Annotated in this window: 15 protein-coding genes; 9 read left to right on the top strand and 6 right to left on the bottom strand. The window is 58.2% G+C overall.

Going from position 1 to position 16,259, the window contains the following annotated elements:
- Window positions 1-5 precede the first annotated feature (5 nt).
- The gene (aceA, locus tag J2S62_RS10305; RefSeq protein WP_310174394.1) at window positions 6-1,298 is read right to left on the bottom strand and encodes an isocitrate lyase; all 1,293 of its coding nucleotides are present in this window, start codon (window positions 1,296-1,298) and stop codon (window positions 6-8) included.
- A gap of 448 nt (window positions 1,299-1,746) precedes the next feature.
- Here aceA and J2S62_RS10300 point away from each other — a divergent pair, with 448 nt between their 5' ends.
- The gene (locus J2S62_RS10300; RefSeq protein WP_310174392.1) at window positions 1,747-3,246 is read left to right on the top strand and encodes a helix-turn-helix domain-containing protein; all 1,500 of its coding nucleotides are present in this window, start codon (window positions 1,747-1,749) and stop codon (window positions 3,244-3,246) included.
- 145 nt (window positions 3,247-3,391) lie between these two features.
- Window positions 3,392-3,919 carry a CarD family transcriptional regulator gene (locus J2S62_RS10295; RefSeq protein ID WP_310174390.1) on the top strand — a complete coding sequence of 176 codons (528 nt, stop codon included), beginning with the start codon at window positions 3,392-3,394 and terminating at the stop codon, window positions 3,917-3,919.
- A gap of 185 nt (window positions 3,920-4,104) precedes the next feature.
- On the opposite strand, the gene J2S62_RS10290 is transcribed toward J2S62_RS10295, so the two are convergent.
- Together J2S62_RS10290 and J2S62_RS10285 are read right to left on the bottom strand one after the other, a co-directional pair.
- The gene (locus J2S62_RS10290; protein WP_310174388.1) at window positions 4,105-4,248 is read right to left on the bottom strand and encodes a hypothetical protein; all 144 of its coding nucleotides are present in this window, start codon (window positions 4,246-4,248) and stop codon (window positions 4,105-4,107) included.
- Complete coding sequence (locus J2S62_RS10285) at window positions 4,245-5,381, bottom strand: YihY/virulence factor BrkB family protein (RefSeq protein WP_310175852.1); 1,137 nt, start codon at window positions 5,379-5,381, stop codon at window positions 4,245-4,247. The genes J2S62_RS10290 and J2S62_RS10285 overlap by 4 nt, the downstream gene beginning before the upstream one ends.
- Before the next feature lie 139 nt (window positions 5,382-5,520).
- Between J2S62_RS10285 and J2S62_RS10280 the strand changes: the two genes are divergently transcribed.
- On the top strand, window positions 5,521-6,510 hold the full coding sequence (locus tag J2S62_RS10280) for an asparaginase (RefSeq protein ID WP_310174386.1): 990 nt from the start codon (window positions 5,521-5,523) through the stop codon (window positions 6,508-6,510).
- Here the strand turns inward: J2S62_RS10280 and J2S62_RS10275 are convergent.
- Entirely contained in the window at window positions 6,504-7,499 is a 996-nt protein-coding gene (locus J2S62_RS10275; RefSeq protein ID WP_310174384.1) for a YeiH family protein, read from the bottom strand. The genes J2S62_RS10280 and J2S62_RS10275 overlap by 7 nt on opposite strands.
- 123 nt (window positions 7,500-7,622) lie before the next feature.
- On the opposite strand from J2S62_RS10275, the gene J2S62_RS10270 reads away from it, so the two are divergent.
- The 4 genes from J2S62_RS10270 to J2S62_RS10255 all read left to right on the top strand — a co-directional run bounded on the left by J2S62_RS10270 (window position 7,623) and on the right by J2S62_RS10255 (window position 12,741).
- Window positions 7,623-8,753: a thermonuclease family protein gene (locus J2S62_RS10270; RefSeq protein WP_310174382.1), complete on the top strand. Its 1,131-nt coding sequence runs from the start codon at window positions 7,623-7,625 to the stop codon at window positions 8,751-8,753.
- Between the two features lie 231 nt (window positions 8,754-8,984).
- Window positions 8,985-10,259: an ATP-grasp domain-containing protein gene (locus tag J2S62_RS10265; RefSeq protein ID WP_310174381.1), complete on the top strand. Its 1,275-nt coding sequence runs from the start codon at window positions 8,985-8,987 to the stop codon at window positions 10,257-10,259.
- A 7-nt stretch (window positions 10,260-10,266) separates the two neighbouring features.
- Complete coding sequence (locus J2S62_RS10260) at window positions 10,267-12,309, top strand: CocE/NonD family hydrolase (protein WP_310174379.1); 2,043 nt, start codon at window positions 10,267-10,269, stop codon at window positions 12,307-12,309.
- A gap of 12 nt (window positions 12,310-12,321) precedes the next feature.
- Window positions 12,322-12,741 (top strand): VOC family protein, encoded by a 420-nt coding sequence (locus J2S62_RS10255; protein ID WP_310174377.1) that lies wholly within the window; start codon window positions 12,322-12,324, stop codon window positions 12,739-12,741.
- Here J2S62_RS10255 and thiD read toward each other — a convergent pair.
- Both thiD and J2S62_RS10245 read right to left on the bottom strand, forming a co-directional pair.
- Window positions 12,738-13,562 (bottom strand): bifunctional hydroxymethylpyrimidine kinase/phosphomethylpyrimidine kinase, encoded by an 825-nt coding sequence (gene thiD / locus J2S62_RS10250; RefSeq protein WP_310174375.1) that lies wholly within the window; start codon window positions 13,560-13,562, stop codon window positions 12,738-12,740. The two genes, J2S62_RS10255 and thiD, sit on opposite strands and share 4 nt — an antisense overlap.
- A gap of 66 nt (window positions 13,563-13,628) precedes the next feature.
- Window positions 13,629-14,111 carry a hypothetical protein gene (locus J2S62_RS10245; RefSeq protein ID WP_310174372.1) on the bottom strand — a complete coding sequence of 161 codons (483 nt, stop codon included), beginning with the start codon at window positions 14,109-14,111 and terminating at the stop codon, window positions 13,629-13,631.
- Window positions 14,112-14,196: 85 nt separating this feature from the next.
- Between J2S62_RS10245 and J2S62_RS10240 the strand changes: the two genes are divergently transcribed.
- Together J2S62_RS10240 and J2S62_RS10235 are read left to right on the top strand one after the other, a co-directional pair.
- Complete coding sequence (locus J2S62_RS10240; RefSeq protein WP_310174370.1) at window positions 14,197-15,435, top strand: MFS transporter; 1,239 nt, start codon at window positions 14,197-14,199, stop codon at window positions 15,433-15,435.
- 108 nt (window positions 15,436-15,543) lie between these two features.
- Window positions 15,544-16,245, top strand: a complete 702-nt coding sequence (locus tag J2S62_RS10235) for a queuosine precursor transporter (protein WP_310174368.1) — start codon at window positions 15,544-15,546, stop codon at window positions 16,243-16,245.
- The last annotated feature ends 14 nt before the right edge of the window (window positions 16,246-16,259 follow it).

Here is a 16,259-nt window from a genome sequence, read left to right as displayed (position 1 = left end):
TCAAACTAGAACTGTTGTGCTTCGGTCGAGTCGGCTAGTGCGGTGGTCGAGGATTCTGGGTTGACGGTGGTCGAGATGAGATCGAAGTAACCGGTGCCAACCTCGCGCTGGTGACGGGTTGCGGTGAAACCATCTTTTTCTGCGGCGAATTCTGCTTCTTGCAGCTCGACGAAGGCTGACATCTGGCGATCGGCGTAGCCCTTGGCCAGGTTGAACATCGAGTAGTTCAAGGAGTGGAAGCCAGCCAGCGTGATGAACTGGAAGGTGTAACCCATCGCAGCGAGCTCGCGCTGGAACTTGGCGATGGTGTCATCGTCCAGGTTGGCTTTCCAGTTGAATGATGGCGAGCAGTTGTAGGCCAGCATCTGGTCTGGGAAGTCAGCCTTCACTGCTTCGGCGAATTCACGGGCGACGTCGAGGTCCGGGGTGGAAGTTTCCATCCACAGCAGATCCGAGTACGGTGCATACGCTTTAGCGCGGGCAATGGATGGTTCCAGACCATTCTTGATGTAGTAGAAGCCTTCGGAGGAACGTTCACCGGTCAGGAACTGGTGGTCACGTTCATCAATGTCGGACTGCAGGAGTGTGGCAGCTTCAGCGTCGGTGCGGGCGACGATCAGTGATGGAACACCGGCAACGTCGGCTGCAAGACGGGCTGCATTGAGGGTCCGGACGTGATGCGAAGTTGGGATGAGGACCTTACCGCCGAGGTGGCCACATTTCTTTTCGGAGGCTACCTGGTCTTCCCAGTGCACACCGGCTGCGCCCGCGGTAATCATGGCCTTCATCAACTCGTAGGCGTTCAGTGGGCCACCGAAACCGGCCTCAGCGTCTGCGACAATCGGAACGAGGTAATCTTCAACGGTTTGCTTACCTTCAGCCCAATCGATTTGGTCGGCGCGCATCAGGGCGTTGTTGATCCGACGTACAACCTTTGGAACTGAGTCGGCAGGGTAGAGCGACTGGTCTGGGTAGGTGTGACCGGAGAGGTTCGCGTCTGCTGCGACCTGCCAACCGGAAAGGTAGATAGCCCGCAGGCCGGCCTTGACCTGCTGAACGGCCTGACCGCCGGTCATCGCGCCGAGCGCGTTGGTGAATTCACCTTTGGGGTGTTCGCTGGTGAGCTGATCCCACAGTTTTTCTGCACCGCGTTTTGCCAAGGTGTGCTCTTCTTGCACACGGCCGCGGAGACGAACAACTTCTTCGGCGGTGAAGTCACGAGTGATGTTGCTCCAGCGAGGGTTGGAGTTCCAGTCCTCTTGGATCTGGTCTGCTGCTGCCTGAATGACGGGTTCCATGTTTCTCCTACGCGTTGTGCGGGTGTATCCGGTTCGACCGAATGCACTGTGTCTCTGTGGTGGATTGCAAGCTGTTGTGCTGTGGTGCAATCGGTGTAGTCACTACTATTCCCTGTGTCGCAACCCCACAACAGACCAACTTGAAGAAAAGAAGTCGCAAATTTCACCGATGTAGATTTTCAAGCTCTTTTGCCTCGATTTCCCGGCGAAGTGCTCACGACTCCTGAGGTAAGGAGAATATGGCCGTATTTTGCCACCCCAAAGTCAACCGTTTTAGCTGATTTAGTGACTTTTCTGCCTTTGCTGCGGGAAATAGGGCTGAAGTTTGTTCGAAAAAACTTTCGGTCGCTGCTGAAATGTTGCTTATATCTGGAGTATTGCCGGCACTTCGATGGCACTCCGGTCCCGTCTCTTGTGAAGATTGAGGTTTTTTCACTATGATGTGCCCATGTCCTACATCACAAACACTCAAGACGACGATCTGGTTGTTCTGGCTGATCAAACCACCGGCGCCCATATTGATCCGGTGATTCTGGGTCACCGGCTGCGTCACTTCCGTACGGAGGCGTCCCTGACGCTCGATGACCTTGCCAAGAAACTTGGAGCCACAGCTTCGCATCTGTCGATGATCGAAAACGGCAAACGCGAACCGAAGGTGAATCTTTTGTCGGAGGCTGCAGAGTTACTTGGCGTCACCGTCGCTGATCTTCTGAAACCCGAAGCTCCGTCACCACGCGCAGCGCTGGAGATCTCCGTCGAAAAAGCGCAGCGGACCAAGCACTGGCAGACTATGGGATTGCCCAACATCAAGGTCTCCTCACGCATACCAACACAAGTGCTAGAGATCATCGATGGCCTGAACCGTGAGCTGCGGCGTCAGCACGCGGAGCAGGCCGCCACACCCGAGGAAGCTCGCCGAGCTAACGTCGCGATGCGCAAAGAACAGCGCGAGCGAAATAATTACTACGCGGAGCTCGAGCAGCAGGCACAGCAACTGCTCACTGCGGTCGGACACGATGAGGGGCCTTTGTCCTATCACTCGATTGCCGATATTGCTGACTATCTGAACTTCGAGCTGCGCTTCATTTCTTCCCTGCCACACTCCACCCGCTCCGTGACCGACTTGAAGAACCGCATCGTATTCTTGGCGGACTCGCGAAACCCTGACCACGATCCTCGTTCAGTGGCACTGCAAGCCCTGGTGTCGTATGTGCTGGGCCACGGGGAACCGGAAGACTATAAGGATTTCTTGCGTCAGCGCGTCTCGACGAACTATGTGACCGCGGCCTTGCTCATGCCAGAAAAAGCTGTGGTCAAATATTTGCGTCGCCGGAAACAGGAACGCGACATCGCCATCGAAGACATCCGTGACGCATACTCGGTTTCCTATGAGTCAGCCGCGCACCGGTTCACCAACCTTGCCACACATCATTTGGATATCACCTGCCACTTCCAGAAAGTCCACGAATCGGGTGTCCTGCATAAAGCCTATGAAAATGACGGCGTGAACTTCCCTGTGGATTCCATTGGGGCGATCGAGGGGCAAGCTGCGTGCCGCTATTGGACCTCTCGAGAAGTGTTCAAGACCAGTGACCGCTTCCGGCCTTTCAATCAGTACACCGACACTGTGGTCGGTACCTTCTGGTGCACTGCGGTGGTAGAGCCCTCGCAGTCGTCACTGTTCTCGTTATCCGTGGGTATTCCCTTCGATGAAGCGCGCTGGTTTCGCGGGGCCGAAACTGCCGAACGGTCCCAATCGAACTGTCCGGACCCTACGTGCTGTCGCACCCCGTCTGCTGAATTAGAGGCGCAGTGGGGCGGGTACGCGTGGCCGGCGGCTCGAACGAACGCGCACATGCTTGCCGCCATGCCGCCGGGTGCTTTTCCCGGGGTTGATGACGTCGCGGTCTACGAATTTTTAGCTGCGCAAGAACATTTGCAACAGTGAGCGGATTTCGCTCAACATCGCTTTGCCCCAAGGGCCGTACCGCTGTTACTGTAACTCTTATTAGACTGTTTGCGACAGCTGTGTCCTTTTTCGGTTTCACGCCGCGCAGCTCGTCACCATCCCGAACGAAAGGTGCCCACCGCACATGCGTCTGACCCTTGGTAAATTCGTAGTTCACCCTCAGCACGGTCCTGCAGAGGTCGTTGAGCGTAAAACCAGGAAGGTCAAAGGTGAAGACGTCGAGTACGTAGTGCTGGAAGTTGAAGATCAGCGCCTACAAATCGCCGTTCCTGAAGACAGCCTGTCCGAAATTGGTGTTCGTGATCTGGCAAGCCACACCCGGTTACGCAAGCTGATGTCCTTGCTCGCCAAGACCGGCGACAAACTGGAAAAGCAGTGGTCTCGTCGTCTGAAAGCCTTGCGCGAGAAGCTCGCCACCGGTGACTTAGATAATGTCGCTGAAGTTGCCCGTGACCTCTACCGTCGTCAGCAAGAAAAAGATCTGTCCATGGCCGAACGGAACTTGTACCAAGAAGCCAAAGACATGCTGGTCGCCGAAGTGGCGCTGGTGCTAGACGTCGATCATGAAGAAGCAGAGAAAACTATCGACGGTGCTATCGATGGTGTACCCCTGACCCGGCTGGGCTTGGACCGCGGTAAAGACAAAAAATAATTCCCTTAGCCTACGACGCCGTCTCGAAAAATTTCGAGACGGCGTTTTGCTTTGTGGCGCTAACCGAGCGAGGTCGCAACCGGCGGTGTGAGCAGGACCAATTTGCCGGGATATCGCTTGGTCATAAAATCCTGTTGAGCTATCCAGATCTCGTGAAATTCGTATGTTTTCGAGCCCAGGGGCTATCACGTATCTACCGCCAAGCTTCCACGTCGTGAAGTAAGTCGGTCACCAAGCGTGATGGTGATATCGGTTCGGTACTCCAACTTTTCCAGGCCGCCGTGGCCGGTCACGACCACGGCGGCCATCGTCGTCGGCAACGAGGTCATGAGCGCACTGAGCTACCCGAGCGTTCCGTTCCTTGGTCATCCTCTTCCAGCACGGACATTGACCGACGCAGCACCTTGCCGTCTTTGACGGATTCGACGTGCTTGTCCGCTTTCTTTTCGACGGTCGCTACCGAGCGTGGGCGAACCTGCACGTGCTCTTCGGCAGCGATACCGCCCACGAGTTGGCGAGCGCGCAGGAGTTCAACATCGATTTCAGCGCCCAAGATAATCACAATGTTGAAGATCCACATTACGAACAGCACAGCCATGACCGTACCGATGGCCCCGTATGAAGAGTACGAGGCGAAGTAGGTCAGATAGATACCCATCGCGATACCGGCGAGAATAATCCCGATGACCGCGACGATGGCCCCGATGGTGAACAGTTTGAAGCGGCGTTCAACGTTGGGGCTGAAGTGGTAGAGCACCCCGAGCATGATGATGATCAGCGCCAGCACGACCGGGTATTTTAGCCACTGCCAGATGGGCAAGAAGGTCTCAGTCAGCGTGGTCAGTATTCCTTGCGCGCCCACGACCTGCGCGATCGGCGCGAAGACCGTTTCAACGATGGTGGCATTCAGTGCCAACGAAACCAGTGCCAGCACGACCGTGATGACCATGATCAAGGTGATGCCCAACATCGACAGGTAGAACTTGATCATCGACCGGCCCTCAACCACACCGTAAATACTGTTGAGGTTCCGGGAGAAGGCCTGCACGTATTTGGAGGCTGACCAGAGTGCGACAACAGTACCGATGATCAACGCGATGATCCCGCCCGTTGCTGATTCCGTCATGGTGTTGACTAGATCTAGTGCGAGATCTTGGTACTCAGTGGGGACGGTTTGAGCCACCAGATCTTCGGTAAAGTTTTCTACCGTGTCGGCTGCTTGGGACAGCACCAGCGTCAGGATGGAAAACACTGCCAACAGCAGTGGTGCTAGGGACAGGACGGCAAAGTATGTCAGGATGGCGGCCTTGTCTGTACCTTTGTCAGCGCTGAACTGCTTGATGGCCCGTTTCAGCGCATATTTCCGGGCTTCACCAGGCAGCCGTTTGGCGGGCTTGCGATTCTGGGAATCGTGAAGTGCCTGCTGTTCTGCAGTAATGGTACGTTCCAATTGGTGGTGCATACTCACGGCGTCCTGCTTTCTCCTAACGACACGTTAATGACTCCAGTGTAGAAACTTGAAGTAGGCCTGTCAGCTCTCACGGCGCGATCAATCCCAGCTGTGAAGTTATCCACTACGCTGACGACAGTAGGAGGAGCCTATGACCATTGCATTTTTTGGCACCGGAGGCACGATAGCCAACCGCGGTACCGGACCCGAGAACTACCTGGATTATCTCGATCACGGGACCGTAATGGAGGCCGATGAGCTGATCGCGGCCCACCCGGAGCTGCGTGAGATTGCCGAGATTCGGGTCGAACCGTTCGGCGCGTTGCGTTCCAAATACATCACGGCAGCACACTGGGCTGAGCTTGCCCATCGACTCACCCACGTCCTGGCCCAGCCGGAGATCGCCGGTGCGGTCGTGGCGCACGGGACGGGAACGTTGGAAGAAACCGCCTGGTTTTTGCACTTGGTTGTCAAGAGCGCCAAACCGATCGTGATGGTCGGAGCGCAGCGTCCCGGATCCACGACGGGCTCCGATGTTCAACGCAATTTGGCCGATGCCTTCCGGATCGCAGCCCATCGGGACTCACATGCCCGGGGCGTCACGGTGGTGATGAACCGTGAAATCCACAGCGCCCGGGACGTGACCAAGGTTGCCAATCACCGCTTGGATGCGTTGCAATCCCCGGTGCGCGGACCCCTCGGAGTCCTCGGGGCAGACCATCGGGTGCAGTACTGGCGCTCGCCGACCACGCCGCACACCCAACAATCACGTTTCGCCGAGCTGACCACCCCGCTACCCAGAGTCGACATAGTGCACGCGTACACGGGTGCCGACGCGACGGCTGTGGAAGCGTTTATCAATGCAGGGGCGCGCGGACTGGTCGCCGTAGGGTACCCGCCTGGAACGCTGACTCGACCCATGGATGACGCCGTCGATGCGGCCGTGGCCCAAGGCATTCAAGTGGTCCAGGCCTCCCGTGGTGTATTCGAACCAGCCGTGACGCCGCGGTCTGGGCTCATCTCGCGCGGATTGATCCCAAACACGGACATCACCGCGGCCAAGGCCAAAGTCTTGCTGCAGCTGTGTCTAGCTCAGGGACTCACGCCCGAGCAAAGCACCGAGGTGGTTGCCACCTACTGAGTGGCCCAGAAGGCTCCAAGCCCACCGATCACGGTCACGACCACGGTGGACAGTACAGACAAAATCACCGGTTTGCCACCCACCTGCAGCAGTGATTTCAGGTGCACGCCCATACCCAAGGCAAACATCGCCGCGGTTAACATGATGGTCTGCAGGATGGCCGCAGCATCCAGTAACGCCTCCGGTACCACCTCAAAAGTCCGCAGGAGCATGGCCGCAGCGAAACCGACCACGAACAGCGGCACTAAAGGTGGGCGCTTCGCACCGGTCGATTCGGCTGTGGTGTGGCTGGTGCGCATATACATTGCTAGCACCGCCAGTACCAGCGCCAGCAACAGCACTCGCCCCAGTTTGACGGTCACCGCGACCTGTAACCCCTCGTCGCCAAGATTCTGGCCGACCGCCACCACTTGGGCCACCTCGTGCACAGCCGCACCGGTCCACACCCCGGCCGTCACCGGATCTGGCGAAAACAGGGCAAAGAGGACCGGCATCACCGCGATCATCAGCGTCCCATTGAGCACGACCAGTCCCAAAGCGGTCGCCGAATGTTCTTTCTTGGGGCGCAACACACTGTCGGCCCCGGCAACTGCCGCGGCACCGCAAATAGAAAACCCGGATGCGATCAGCAGCGTTAATTTCGTGGGGATATGCAGTAACCGTCCCAGTGCCACTGTGAGACTAAAGGTCACGACCACCGCCGCACAGATGACGACGATGACCGGCCACCCCAACGCAAAGATTTGCGTCAGCGACAGTTGGAAACCTAACAGGACGATGCCAAGCCGCAAGATGGGTTTGGCCGCAACCGCTAAGCCGGGGTTGAACGACCAGGGGACCGGTGCCACATTGCGCCATACGACTCCCAGGATAATGGCCACCAGGAGCGCCGAAACTCCGGGAAAGATTGGTCCCAACAACCAGGCGATCACCCATGACAGTCCGGCCGCAGCGAAAGCGACGGCCAACCCCGGGAAGAATCTCTGCATGCTGGTGAGCTTAGCCGACGAAGATTGCCCTGAAATAGGACGAAGTTGACGACCGCGGTAGAATCTGTGAGAGTCAGCAATCGGCTGGTACAGAATTTCCTACAAAAGTAGCAAGATAAGTTTATGTCTAAAACCTCCACACGGCGCACAAGTCGCCTGACAACACCGGTGATGATCACCTTTGTCGTTGTTGCAGCCCTCCTGCTCGGGCTGACTGTCACATCGGTAGTCAAGGCGATGACCCGCGGAGACGACCCCGTGACCGTCAACGAAGTGCTGACCGGTCAATCCATGGAGGTCAACCGGACCACCGGACTGGATGTGATCCGCTTCCAGTCGGTGCGCTCGCCGCTACCCCCGGATGAAGACGTTGAAGACACCTTAGACACCTGCATGTCCGCCCAAGCGCGTGAGCACCTCGACAGTCTCGCCGGTGAAGGCACCTCGCTTGATGTTGAAATCGAAGCGTATGCTAACGCTCCTAACGGTGAGCTGTGGGCCGAGATATATTCTGGCGGCGACGATTTGGCGTTACAAATGGTCGAGGCCGGATTCGCCGTCGTGGACCCAGAGTCCGTCGATGATCCGCAACAGCTCGATGGATTACTCGCGGCTCAAGAAAAAGCCCGTCACGATGGGGTCGGCATTTTCTCCCAGGACGCTGACTGCACCCTGCCGTCCCAGGTCCAACCGGTCTTAGATATGCTCGAAGACCTGCCATCCTCGCCAACAGCCAACGACGTCACCGAGCTGACCGCGTATCTTGGCGAAATGAACCGCATTCGTTCCGACGCCCAGCAGGCCATTGCGATGCTGTCGGCGATCCCAGACACCGAAAATGATGACTCGGTCGCAGCCCTGGCCTGGGGCGATGCTAAGCAAGACTACATTGACACCATCGAGACCCACCTGGAAGACATCCGCGGGCTCATCGAAGACGCCCAGGACAAACGCGCCGACCTCCAGGGCAGCGACGCGCCAGAACGTGAACCAGAACCCGAACCGGAGTCGGACGCGGAAGAAAATCCCAGCCCGGAATCTGAGCCCGAACCGACCGAAGCACCGGCCGAAGAACAGACGGCGACCGAACCAGAACAGCCAACGCCCGACCAGACCCCTGTCGAGCAAGCCGCGGTTGAACCTGCGGTTGATGAACCCGAAGCTCTATCCGTGTCGCAGCCGACACCTGAGGACCCAGCTCAGCCGGAAGGCCAAGTTCGGTCTACAGACCAGGAGCTCGGCACCGCTCAGTAATTTCAGAACACCTGCCGTCCGGTCGATTGTGACCAGACGGCAGGTGTCTTTTTAACTGTTGAACACCCTCCTGCGTGTTTCCACAGGGCTTCATCTCGCTGAAATGCCGTGAGGATTCCTCCCAGCAAATTCGCAGATCTGGAGGGGTTATCTCACCAGGCCGTTGTGTTAGATTTGCGCGCAATAGGCCCGTGCGATGCGCCATCGCCCAGCGAAGTAGGAGACGTGTTCATGCCGTACAACATTTTCGTGCTCGGGCTGGACGAGCTCGGCATCGCCGAATTGGCAACACTGCCCGATGCGCACGATTACGTGTTCCATGGACTGTTCACGATCGAAGAGCTCCAAAGCGGAACCATCGACCTGGAAGCGCGGTTGGCTGAGGCCCAACGGCAACTCGACGCCTTCGAGGGCTCCATCGACGGCATCATCGGGTTCTGGGACTTTCCCGTCAGTATGATGGTGCCCATTTTATGCCAACGCTACGGTTTGCCTAGTAAAGATCTGCTGGGCACCGTCAAATGTGAGCACAAGTATTGGAGCCGGCTGGAACAACAGCGTCTCATCGACGAGTATCCAAAGTTTGCTCTCGTGGACTTCAATGACCCCCAAGCAACGCTGCCGGAGCATATGTCGTATCCGGTGTGGGCCAAACCCATCAAATCATTTTCCTCTGAGGGCGCCTACCGGGTGCCGTCCGATGCGGAACTCCAAGCCGTACTGGCCAAACGCCGCGAATCCCCAGAACGTGCCGGCCCAGCATTTGAACACGTCTTAGAGATGCTCGATCTTCCCGAGTCGATCGCCCAGATCCCGGGCGGAGCCTACATGGTCGAAGAAGCGGCCGTGGGTAGCCAGTGCACGATCGAAGGGTACACCTACGATGACACAGTGCACCTGACCGGTATCGTTGACTCGATTCACTACGACAATTCCTCGAGTTTTTTGCGCTATAAATATCCCTCGACCCTGCCGCTGGAGGTCCAGGAACGCATCCGAAGCGTCTCCCAGACCGTTATTGCAGGCCTGGGCTTATGGCATAGTACGTTCAACATCGAATATTTCTGGGATGAGGCCACCGATCAGCTCACGTTATTGGAGATCAACACCCGGCACTCCCAGTCGCACGCGCCACTATTCCGCTACGTTGATGGGCTGACCAATCACGTCCACATGGTCGATTTGGCCCTGGGACGGAAACCACGCCAACCGGTGGATCAAGGATATTTTTCTACGGCATCGAAGTGGATGCACCGGCACTTTGCCGACGGCATCGTTCGTCGGATCCCCACGGCCGAAGAGGTAGCGGACCTCGAACAACGCTTCCCGGGGACCATCGTTGAAGTGGAAGTGACCGAAGGTCAACGCTTATCCGATAGCTTCAGCCAAGACAGCTACAGCTATGTGCTGGCCAATATTTACACCACCGGACAGACCGACGAAGAGGCCGTCGACATTTATCACGCATGCCTCGAAGCCTTGAAATTCGAGATCGACGACATTTAGGACGAAGATGCGAACACTCACGACCCTTCCCCTGCCGGTAGAAGAGACCGAGCATCTGTGGATCCCACTGTCCGATGGCACACGGCTAGCCGCCCGACTGTGGAAGCCCGCAGACGCCGAGGCTAACCCCGTCCCGGGTATCGTGGAAATGATCCCGTATCGAAAGCGCGATCTGACCGCCGTGCGAGATTCGATCCATCACCCCTATATGGCCGGCCACGGGTATGCGTGCCTGCGCGTGGACTTACGCGGCAGTGGCGACTCCGAAGGAGTCCTGACCGATGAGTATCTTGAACAGGAGCTCCAAGACGTCGAAGAGGTCTTGGCTTGGCTCGCGTGCCAACCGTGGTGCAGTGGCCGAACCGGCATCATGGGCATTTCCTGGGGCGGGTTCAACGGTTTGCAAGTCGCGGCGCGGCAGCCCGAAAGTCTCGGGGCCATCGTGACGGTGTGTTCGACCGATGACCGCTACACCGATGACGTGCACTACATGGGCGGGTGTCTGCTGACCGACAACCTGTCTTGGGCCTCGACCATGTTTGCCTACAACTCGGCACCACCCGACCCGGAAATTGTTGGCGACCGCTGGCGAGATATGTGGCATGACCGGCTGGAACACTCCGGACTGTGGCTGGATACCTGGTTGCGTCACCAGCGCAAAGACGACTACTGGCGCCACGGGTCCGTCAACGAAAACTACGCGGCTATCCAGGTACCGGTCTTTGCGGTCAGTGGTTGGGCCGATGGCTACTCCAATGCGGTGTTTCGGCTCCTGCGGGGGCTCGACGCCCCGACCCGCGGGCTGATTGGCCCCTGGAGTCACAAGTACCCTCACCTAGGTCAACCCGGTCCGGCGATTGGCTTCCTACAAGAGGTCGTGGCCTGGTGGGATCACTGGCTCAAAGACCGCACCGACAACGGGGCGATGGACGGGCCGCAACTGTCCATTTGGATGCAAGACACCGTGACCCCGTCGACCACCTACGAGAACCGTCCCGGCCGTTGGGTCGGGGAGCGCACGTGGCCCAGCCCCCGAATCGTCGAAACCCGCTACCCGCTATTCCGGCGTCGCATTCTGACCGCGGATACCGACGCCGAGGCGAACCTGTCCAGCCCAGCACTGACGCTACAATCCCCGCTGTCTGTCGGTCATTTCGGTGGGAAATGGTGTTCCTATAATGCCCCACCCGATATGCCCTATGATCAACGCGAGGAAGACGGTGGCGCACTGGTCTTTGACAGCGACCCGCTCGAAGAACGGCTCGAGCTGCTGGGCCAACCGATCGTGGAGCTGACCATCGCATCAGACCAACCCGTGGCCATGGTCGCGGTGCGATTATCCGATGTGAATCCCAGTGATGCGGCCACCCGGGTCAGTTATGGCCTGCTGAATCTCAATCACTACAACGGCTCGGATGATCCGCAACCGTTAACCCCGGGGGAGTCACGCACCTATCAGGTCAAGCTCAATGGTTTGGCGCAGTCATTTCCGCCCGGGCACCGGCTGCGAGTCGCCGTCTCGACCTCCTATTGGCCGGTGGTCTGGCCCTCGCCGCGCGTCGCGCGGCTCACCATCGATCCCAACACGTCGGCTCTGATCCTGCCGGTACGTCCCCAGGATGATGAAGAAGATCCTGAAATGCTACCGGTATTTGGTCCGCCCGAAGGGGCAAAACCACTGCCAACCCAGCAGTTAGTGCCAGGCGAACAGGACTGGACGGTCAGTCGCAACCTGGTAGATCTAACAGGCAAGCTGGAAGTGACCAAAGATCTGGGTGTCGTGCGGTTCACCGATATTGATGTCGATGTGACTCGGCGGGCAGTGGAGCGCTACACCTTCAAAGGCACCGATGTGAACTCGGTGCGCGGTGAAACGGACTGGGTCATGGGATTCCAACGCGACGACTTGTCGGTCTACACCTACACCAAGACCGTGTTGACCTCCACACCAGAGGCCTTCCATGTTTATGCTGAGTTGGACGCCTACGAGGGTGAAACTCGGGTAGCGTCGAAAACCTGGAAGACCACGATCGACCGTGATTTTATTTGATGGGATGTGTCAGTGGAGATTTTAAGCGGTCGCACCCTGTTGCGCCCACGTGATCCCGCAGCCAGCCATGCATTCTACGGCCAGACGCTTGGCCTAGCCGTACACCGCGAATTCGGACCACCAGACAGCCCTAGCAGAGTGTATTTCTGTGGCAACGGGCTACTGGAAGTCGCCGGGCACGCGACGCCTCGCGACGACTCCGGTGCGCCCCCGATATCGCTCTGGTTTCAAGTTCGTGACGTCGTGGCCGAATATAACCGGTTGCGAAATCTAGGTGTGACGCTGCTGCGCGAACCCAAAACCGAACCGTGGGGTCTACAAGAAGCATGGATTGCTGATCCCGACGGGGTGGAAATCGTGCTCGTCCAGATTCCGATCGACCACCCATTGCGTCAGGACCAGCGTCCCATCGAGTCGCTGCAGTGGGACTAGGCCTGCTTGCGCAAGCCGCCCTGCCACATGACGTCATAGGGTGTTTCGGCTGACATGCGCTGGCTGATGCCTGCGGTCACGAAATCTTTGGCCCGCTCGGCGGCCTCGAGTTCGGTCTGCCCTTTGGCCAACTCAGCAGCCACTGCAGCGGCTAGGGAACAGCCCGCACCAGACACCGCGTGGTTGCCAATCTTGGCCACACCCAAGACTTCGAGATGGGAACCGTCATAAAAGACGTCAACGGCTTCCGGGCCCTCGAGGCGTACGCCACCCTTCGCCAGCACCGAAACACCGGAATCGTCGTGAATTTTCCGGGCGGCATCTTTGAGATCCGAGAGGTTCGAGATGGTCATCCCGGAAAGTTGTTCTGCCTCAAAATGATTCGGAGTGGTCACGGTAGCCAACGGCAACAGTTTCGACTTCAACGCTTCGTCGGTGTCTTGGGCCTCACCGGGTTCTTGGCCCTTACAGATCAGCACCGGATCTAGCACCACGTTCTTCCAGTCCTGGGAACGAAGCGCTTCGGCAACGACCTCGATGGTTTCAACCGAGCCCATCATGCCCAGTTTGACGGTGTCCAGCTGGCCGGCGAAGTTCGCTTGAATGGCTTCCAACTGATTGGCCAGCACCTCAGGGTCAATGCGGGTGAGCCGGTGGTTCCAGTTATCGGCTGGGTTATAGGAGACAATGCAGGTCAGCGCGGCAGTGCCATAGGTGCCAAGTTCTTGGAACGTGCGCAAGTCGGCTTGCGCACCGGCACCACCGGTTGCTTCAGAACCGGCAATCGTCAGGGTTACGGCAGGGGTATGAATGCTATACATGCCGACCATCTTATATGGCCTAGGCCAATGTGTGGTGTTTTATGCGCTCAGATAACGGCGCGGTATTTAGGCCTGTGGTGCGGTGGTCTGCTCGGGTTCGACCACGTGCGTGAAGGCACTGGCTGACCAGCGGCCCAGCGCCATCAAGATCGCGGCAGGGAAACCCACTAATGGAATCAGCAGGGGTAACAGGCCCTCGCCGCCAGCGGTCAGGACCGTCAAGCCGTAGAGCATGCCGATCAAAGCGTAAGCCAAAATATGCACGGACTGGTTGAGCTGATACCGCAGCAACCAGTTGGCAAACAGTGCTAACGGCAGGCCAAGGACCAGTCCGGCCAAGCCCACCAGCGTCAGCAGCGGGGTGAGATCCCCGACGGTATCTGACAGCGGCAGAAGGTTCAGAATCACCACGAGGCCGGCCATCACGATATTGGGCACCAGCCACGCCAACAAGAACCCATAGATCGACATCGACAAGCGAGCTCTCGGTTCGGAACTTTTCCGGCGTTTAGGCGCCGAATCATATTTCTCTGGAACGGGTGTGGTCACGATGTGCCTTTATCGAAGGGGAAGCAACGGTACTCAATCTGCCATTGTAGTGGTTATTCTGACGCCCCGAGTAGGCTGTGTGGTTATGGCAACAACTGGATCGGGGACACGGGCGTGGACCGTGGTGGTCATCACGGGCATTCTTGCGGCCATGCATATCTGGAAGCTACCGGCTGCGCTGGACTATATCCGGGCTGATCTGGGCATCAACCTCGTGGCCGCCGGCGCACTGGTCGGGGTCGTCCAAATAGCCGGTGGGCTCGGTGGATTAGCCGCTTCGGTGGTAGCTGAACGGCTCGGCACCAAAAACACCCTATTGGTGGGGATGGGCTGTGCCGGTCTTGCCTCCTTGATCGGTGCGTTTGCCCCGAATACCGGGTGGTTGATGACCACCCGTGCCATCGAAGGCATCGGTTTTATTCTCATTACGGTCGTCGCCCCGGGCATGGTGCGCGCACTTGCGCCGCCCGAAAAAGTCAACGGCGCGATGGGGTGGTGGGGTGCGTTTCAAGGTGTGGCGCTCTTTTTGGGTGTTGGCATATCGGCCGTGCTGCTCAACGCGACCCCGGTCTCGTGGAACATGTGGTGGCTGATGATGGGTGTCGGAACCTTAGCGTTCATGCCGGTGGTCGCCGCACGGGTACCGGCCGACCCACCGGGAGTGGTGCATCTGAAAGCTATCGCCCGGCTGATCGGCGCTTCGATCAAGACTCCGTTGCCCTGGGCGTTGGGACTGATATTTTCCTCCTACACTTTGCAGTGGGGTGCGGTGCTGAGTTTCTTGCCCACCATCTTCTCGGCCGCAGACATCGAAACGGGTCTGGATGTTGCCATCGTGGTGGGGCTGGCAACCGCTGTGGTCGGTGGCCTCAACGGCCTAGCGAACATTTTGACCGGCGTCCTGTTGCAGCGTGGCCACCCGCCACGTCGATTACTTCTCATCGGGCTGGGCACGATGGCGATCATGTCCACGCTGGTCTTTGCCCCCGACTGGTCGCAGGTTCCCGGGACCGTGTCCTGGGCGCTGCTGGCCGCCGGCATCTTCTCGTTTGCCGGAGCCTTGGTCCCCACGACCGTCACTCGGCAGGCCGTCGATATCGCCCCTCCTGGCGGCTCGGCCTCAGCCGTCATCGGGTTGATTACTCAGATGTTCAATCTGGCAAACTTCATCGGGCCCATTATTCTGTCAGCCATCGCCGCGGCGGCTGGCACCTGGCAGATGTCGTGGGCGATGACCGTGACCGCCTCGGCCATCGGGATCCTGACCACGCTGGTGTTTGTGCCGCGCGGGGTGGACCCATTCAAAAGCTACGGCAAGGTTTGATTACAATATCTTCTGGACTTCAATGAACGCCAGCTGGGGCAGCAGCTGTGAACGGGGTCGTAGAGGCCGTGACACCGTCGCGATACAACGTTTTGCAAAGGACGCTTCGTGACCGAAAACCCGCATGTAACCAGTGAGACGAGCCGGGGGAACTTTGCCCCGGTGGGTTCCCATATCTATCCGGTGCTGTTTGCCATCATGGCCGTGGTCTTCATCCTGTCGAATATCGGCGGCGCCAAAGGGGTGCAATTCGGGCCAATCCTCACCGATGGCGGGTTCTTCCTGTTCCCGGTGGCCTACATCGTCGGTGACATTATCTCCGAAGTCTACGGTTTCAAAGCCTCCCGACGGGTCATCTTCACGACCTTCTTGATCTCGGCATTCGCCTCGTTGACCTACTGGATCATCATCATCTTGCCGCCGGCAGAGTTCTACGACGGCCAAGAGGCACTGGCCAGAACCTTGGGCCCCGTACCGCTGATTGTGTTGGCGTCCCTGGTGGGCTTTGCAGCCGGACAGCTGACCAACGCTTGGATCATGGTCGCGATGAAGCGCCGCAGTGGAGAACGATACCTGTTTGGACGCATCGCGGTCTCAACCCTGGTCGGAGAACTGCTGGACACCATCGCGTTCTCAGCGATCGCCGCCACCGTCATCGGCATTGAAACCCTCGGCCAGTACGTGATGTTTGTGCTGGTCGGATGGATATGGAAAACCGCCGTCGAACTGATACTCGCCCCAGTCACCATGTGGACCATCGGCAAGATCAAGACGGCCGAACCGCACTATGGCAGCGTCGCCGAAGCCTAAATGACGCAGTGTTG

The sequence above is a fragment of the Enteractinococcus fodinae genome (assembly GCF_031458395.1).
GTDB lineage: Bacteria > Actinomycetota > Actinomycetes > Actinomycetales > Micrococcaceae > Yaniella > Yaniella fodinae.
This window is presented reverse-complemented; position numbering and strand designations above follow the sequence as displayed.

What these genes read in the sequence shown, in the direction of transcription:
- aceA (WP_310174394.1), bottom strand. Translation starts at nt 1,298, where the DNA reads ATGGAACCCGTCATTCAGGCAGCAGCAGACCAGATCCAAGAGGACTGG.
- J2S62_RS10300 (WP_310174392.1), top strand. Translation starts at nt 1,747, where the DNA reads ATGTCCTACATCACAAACACTCAAGACGACGATCTGGTTGTTCTGGCT.
- J2S62_RS10295 (WP_310174390.1), top strand. Translation starts at nt 3,392, where the DNA reads ATGCGTCTGACCCTTGGTAAATTCGTAGTTCACCCTCAGCACGGTCCT.
- J2S62_RS10290 (WP_310174388.1), bottom strand. Translation starts at nt 4,248, where the DNA reads ATGACCTCGTTGCCGACGACGATGGCCGCCGTGGTCGTGACCGGCCAC.
- J2S62_RS10285 (WP_310175852.1), bottom strand. Translation starts at nt 5,381, where the DNA reads ATGCACCACCAATTGGAACGTACCATTACTGCAGAACAGCAGGCACTT.
- J2S62_RS10280 (WP_310174386.1), top strand. Translation starts at nt 5,521, where the DNA reads ATGACCATTGCATTTTTTGGCACCGGAGGCACGATAGCCAACCGCGGT.
- J2S62_RS10275 (WP_310174384.1), bottom strand. Translation starts at nt 7,499, where the DNA reads ATGCAGAGATTCTTCCCGGGGTTGGCCGTCGCTTTCGCTGCGGCCGGA.
- J2S62_RS10270 (WP_310174382.1), top strand. Translation starts at nt 7,623, where the DNA reads ATGTCTAAAACCTCCACACGGCGCACAAGTCGCCTGACAACACCGGTG.
- J2S62_RS10265 (WP_310174381.1), top strand. Translation starts at nt 8,985, where the DNA reads ATGCCGTACAACATTTTCGTGCTCGGGCTGGACGAGCTCGGCATCGCC.
- J2S62_RS10260 (WP_310174379.1), top strand. Translation starts at nt 10,267, where the DNA reads ATGCGAACACTCACGACCCTTCCCCTGCCGGTAGAAGAGACCGAGCAT.
- thiD (WP_310174375.1), bottom strand. Translation starts at nt 13,562, where the DNA reads ATGTATAGCATTCATACCCCTGCCGTAACCCTGACGATTGCCGGTTCT.
- J2S62_RS10240 (WP_310174370.1), top strand. Translation starts at nt 14,197, where the DNA reads ATGGCAACAACTGGATCGGGGACACGGGCGTGGACCGTGGTGGTCATC.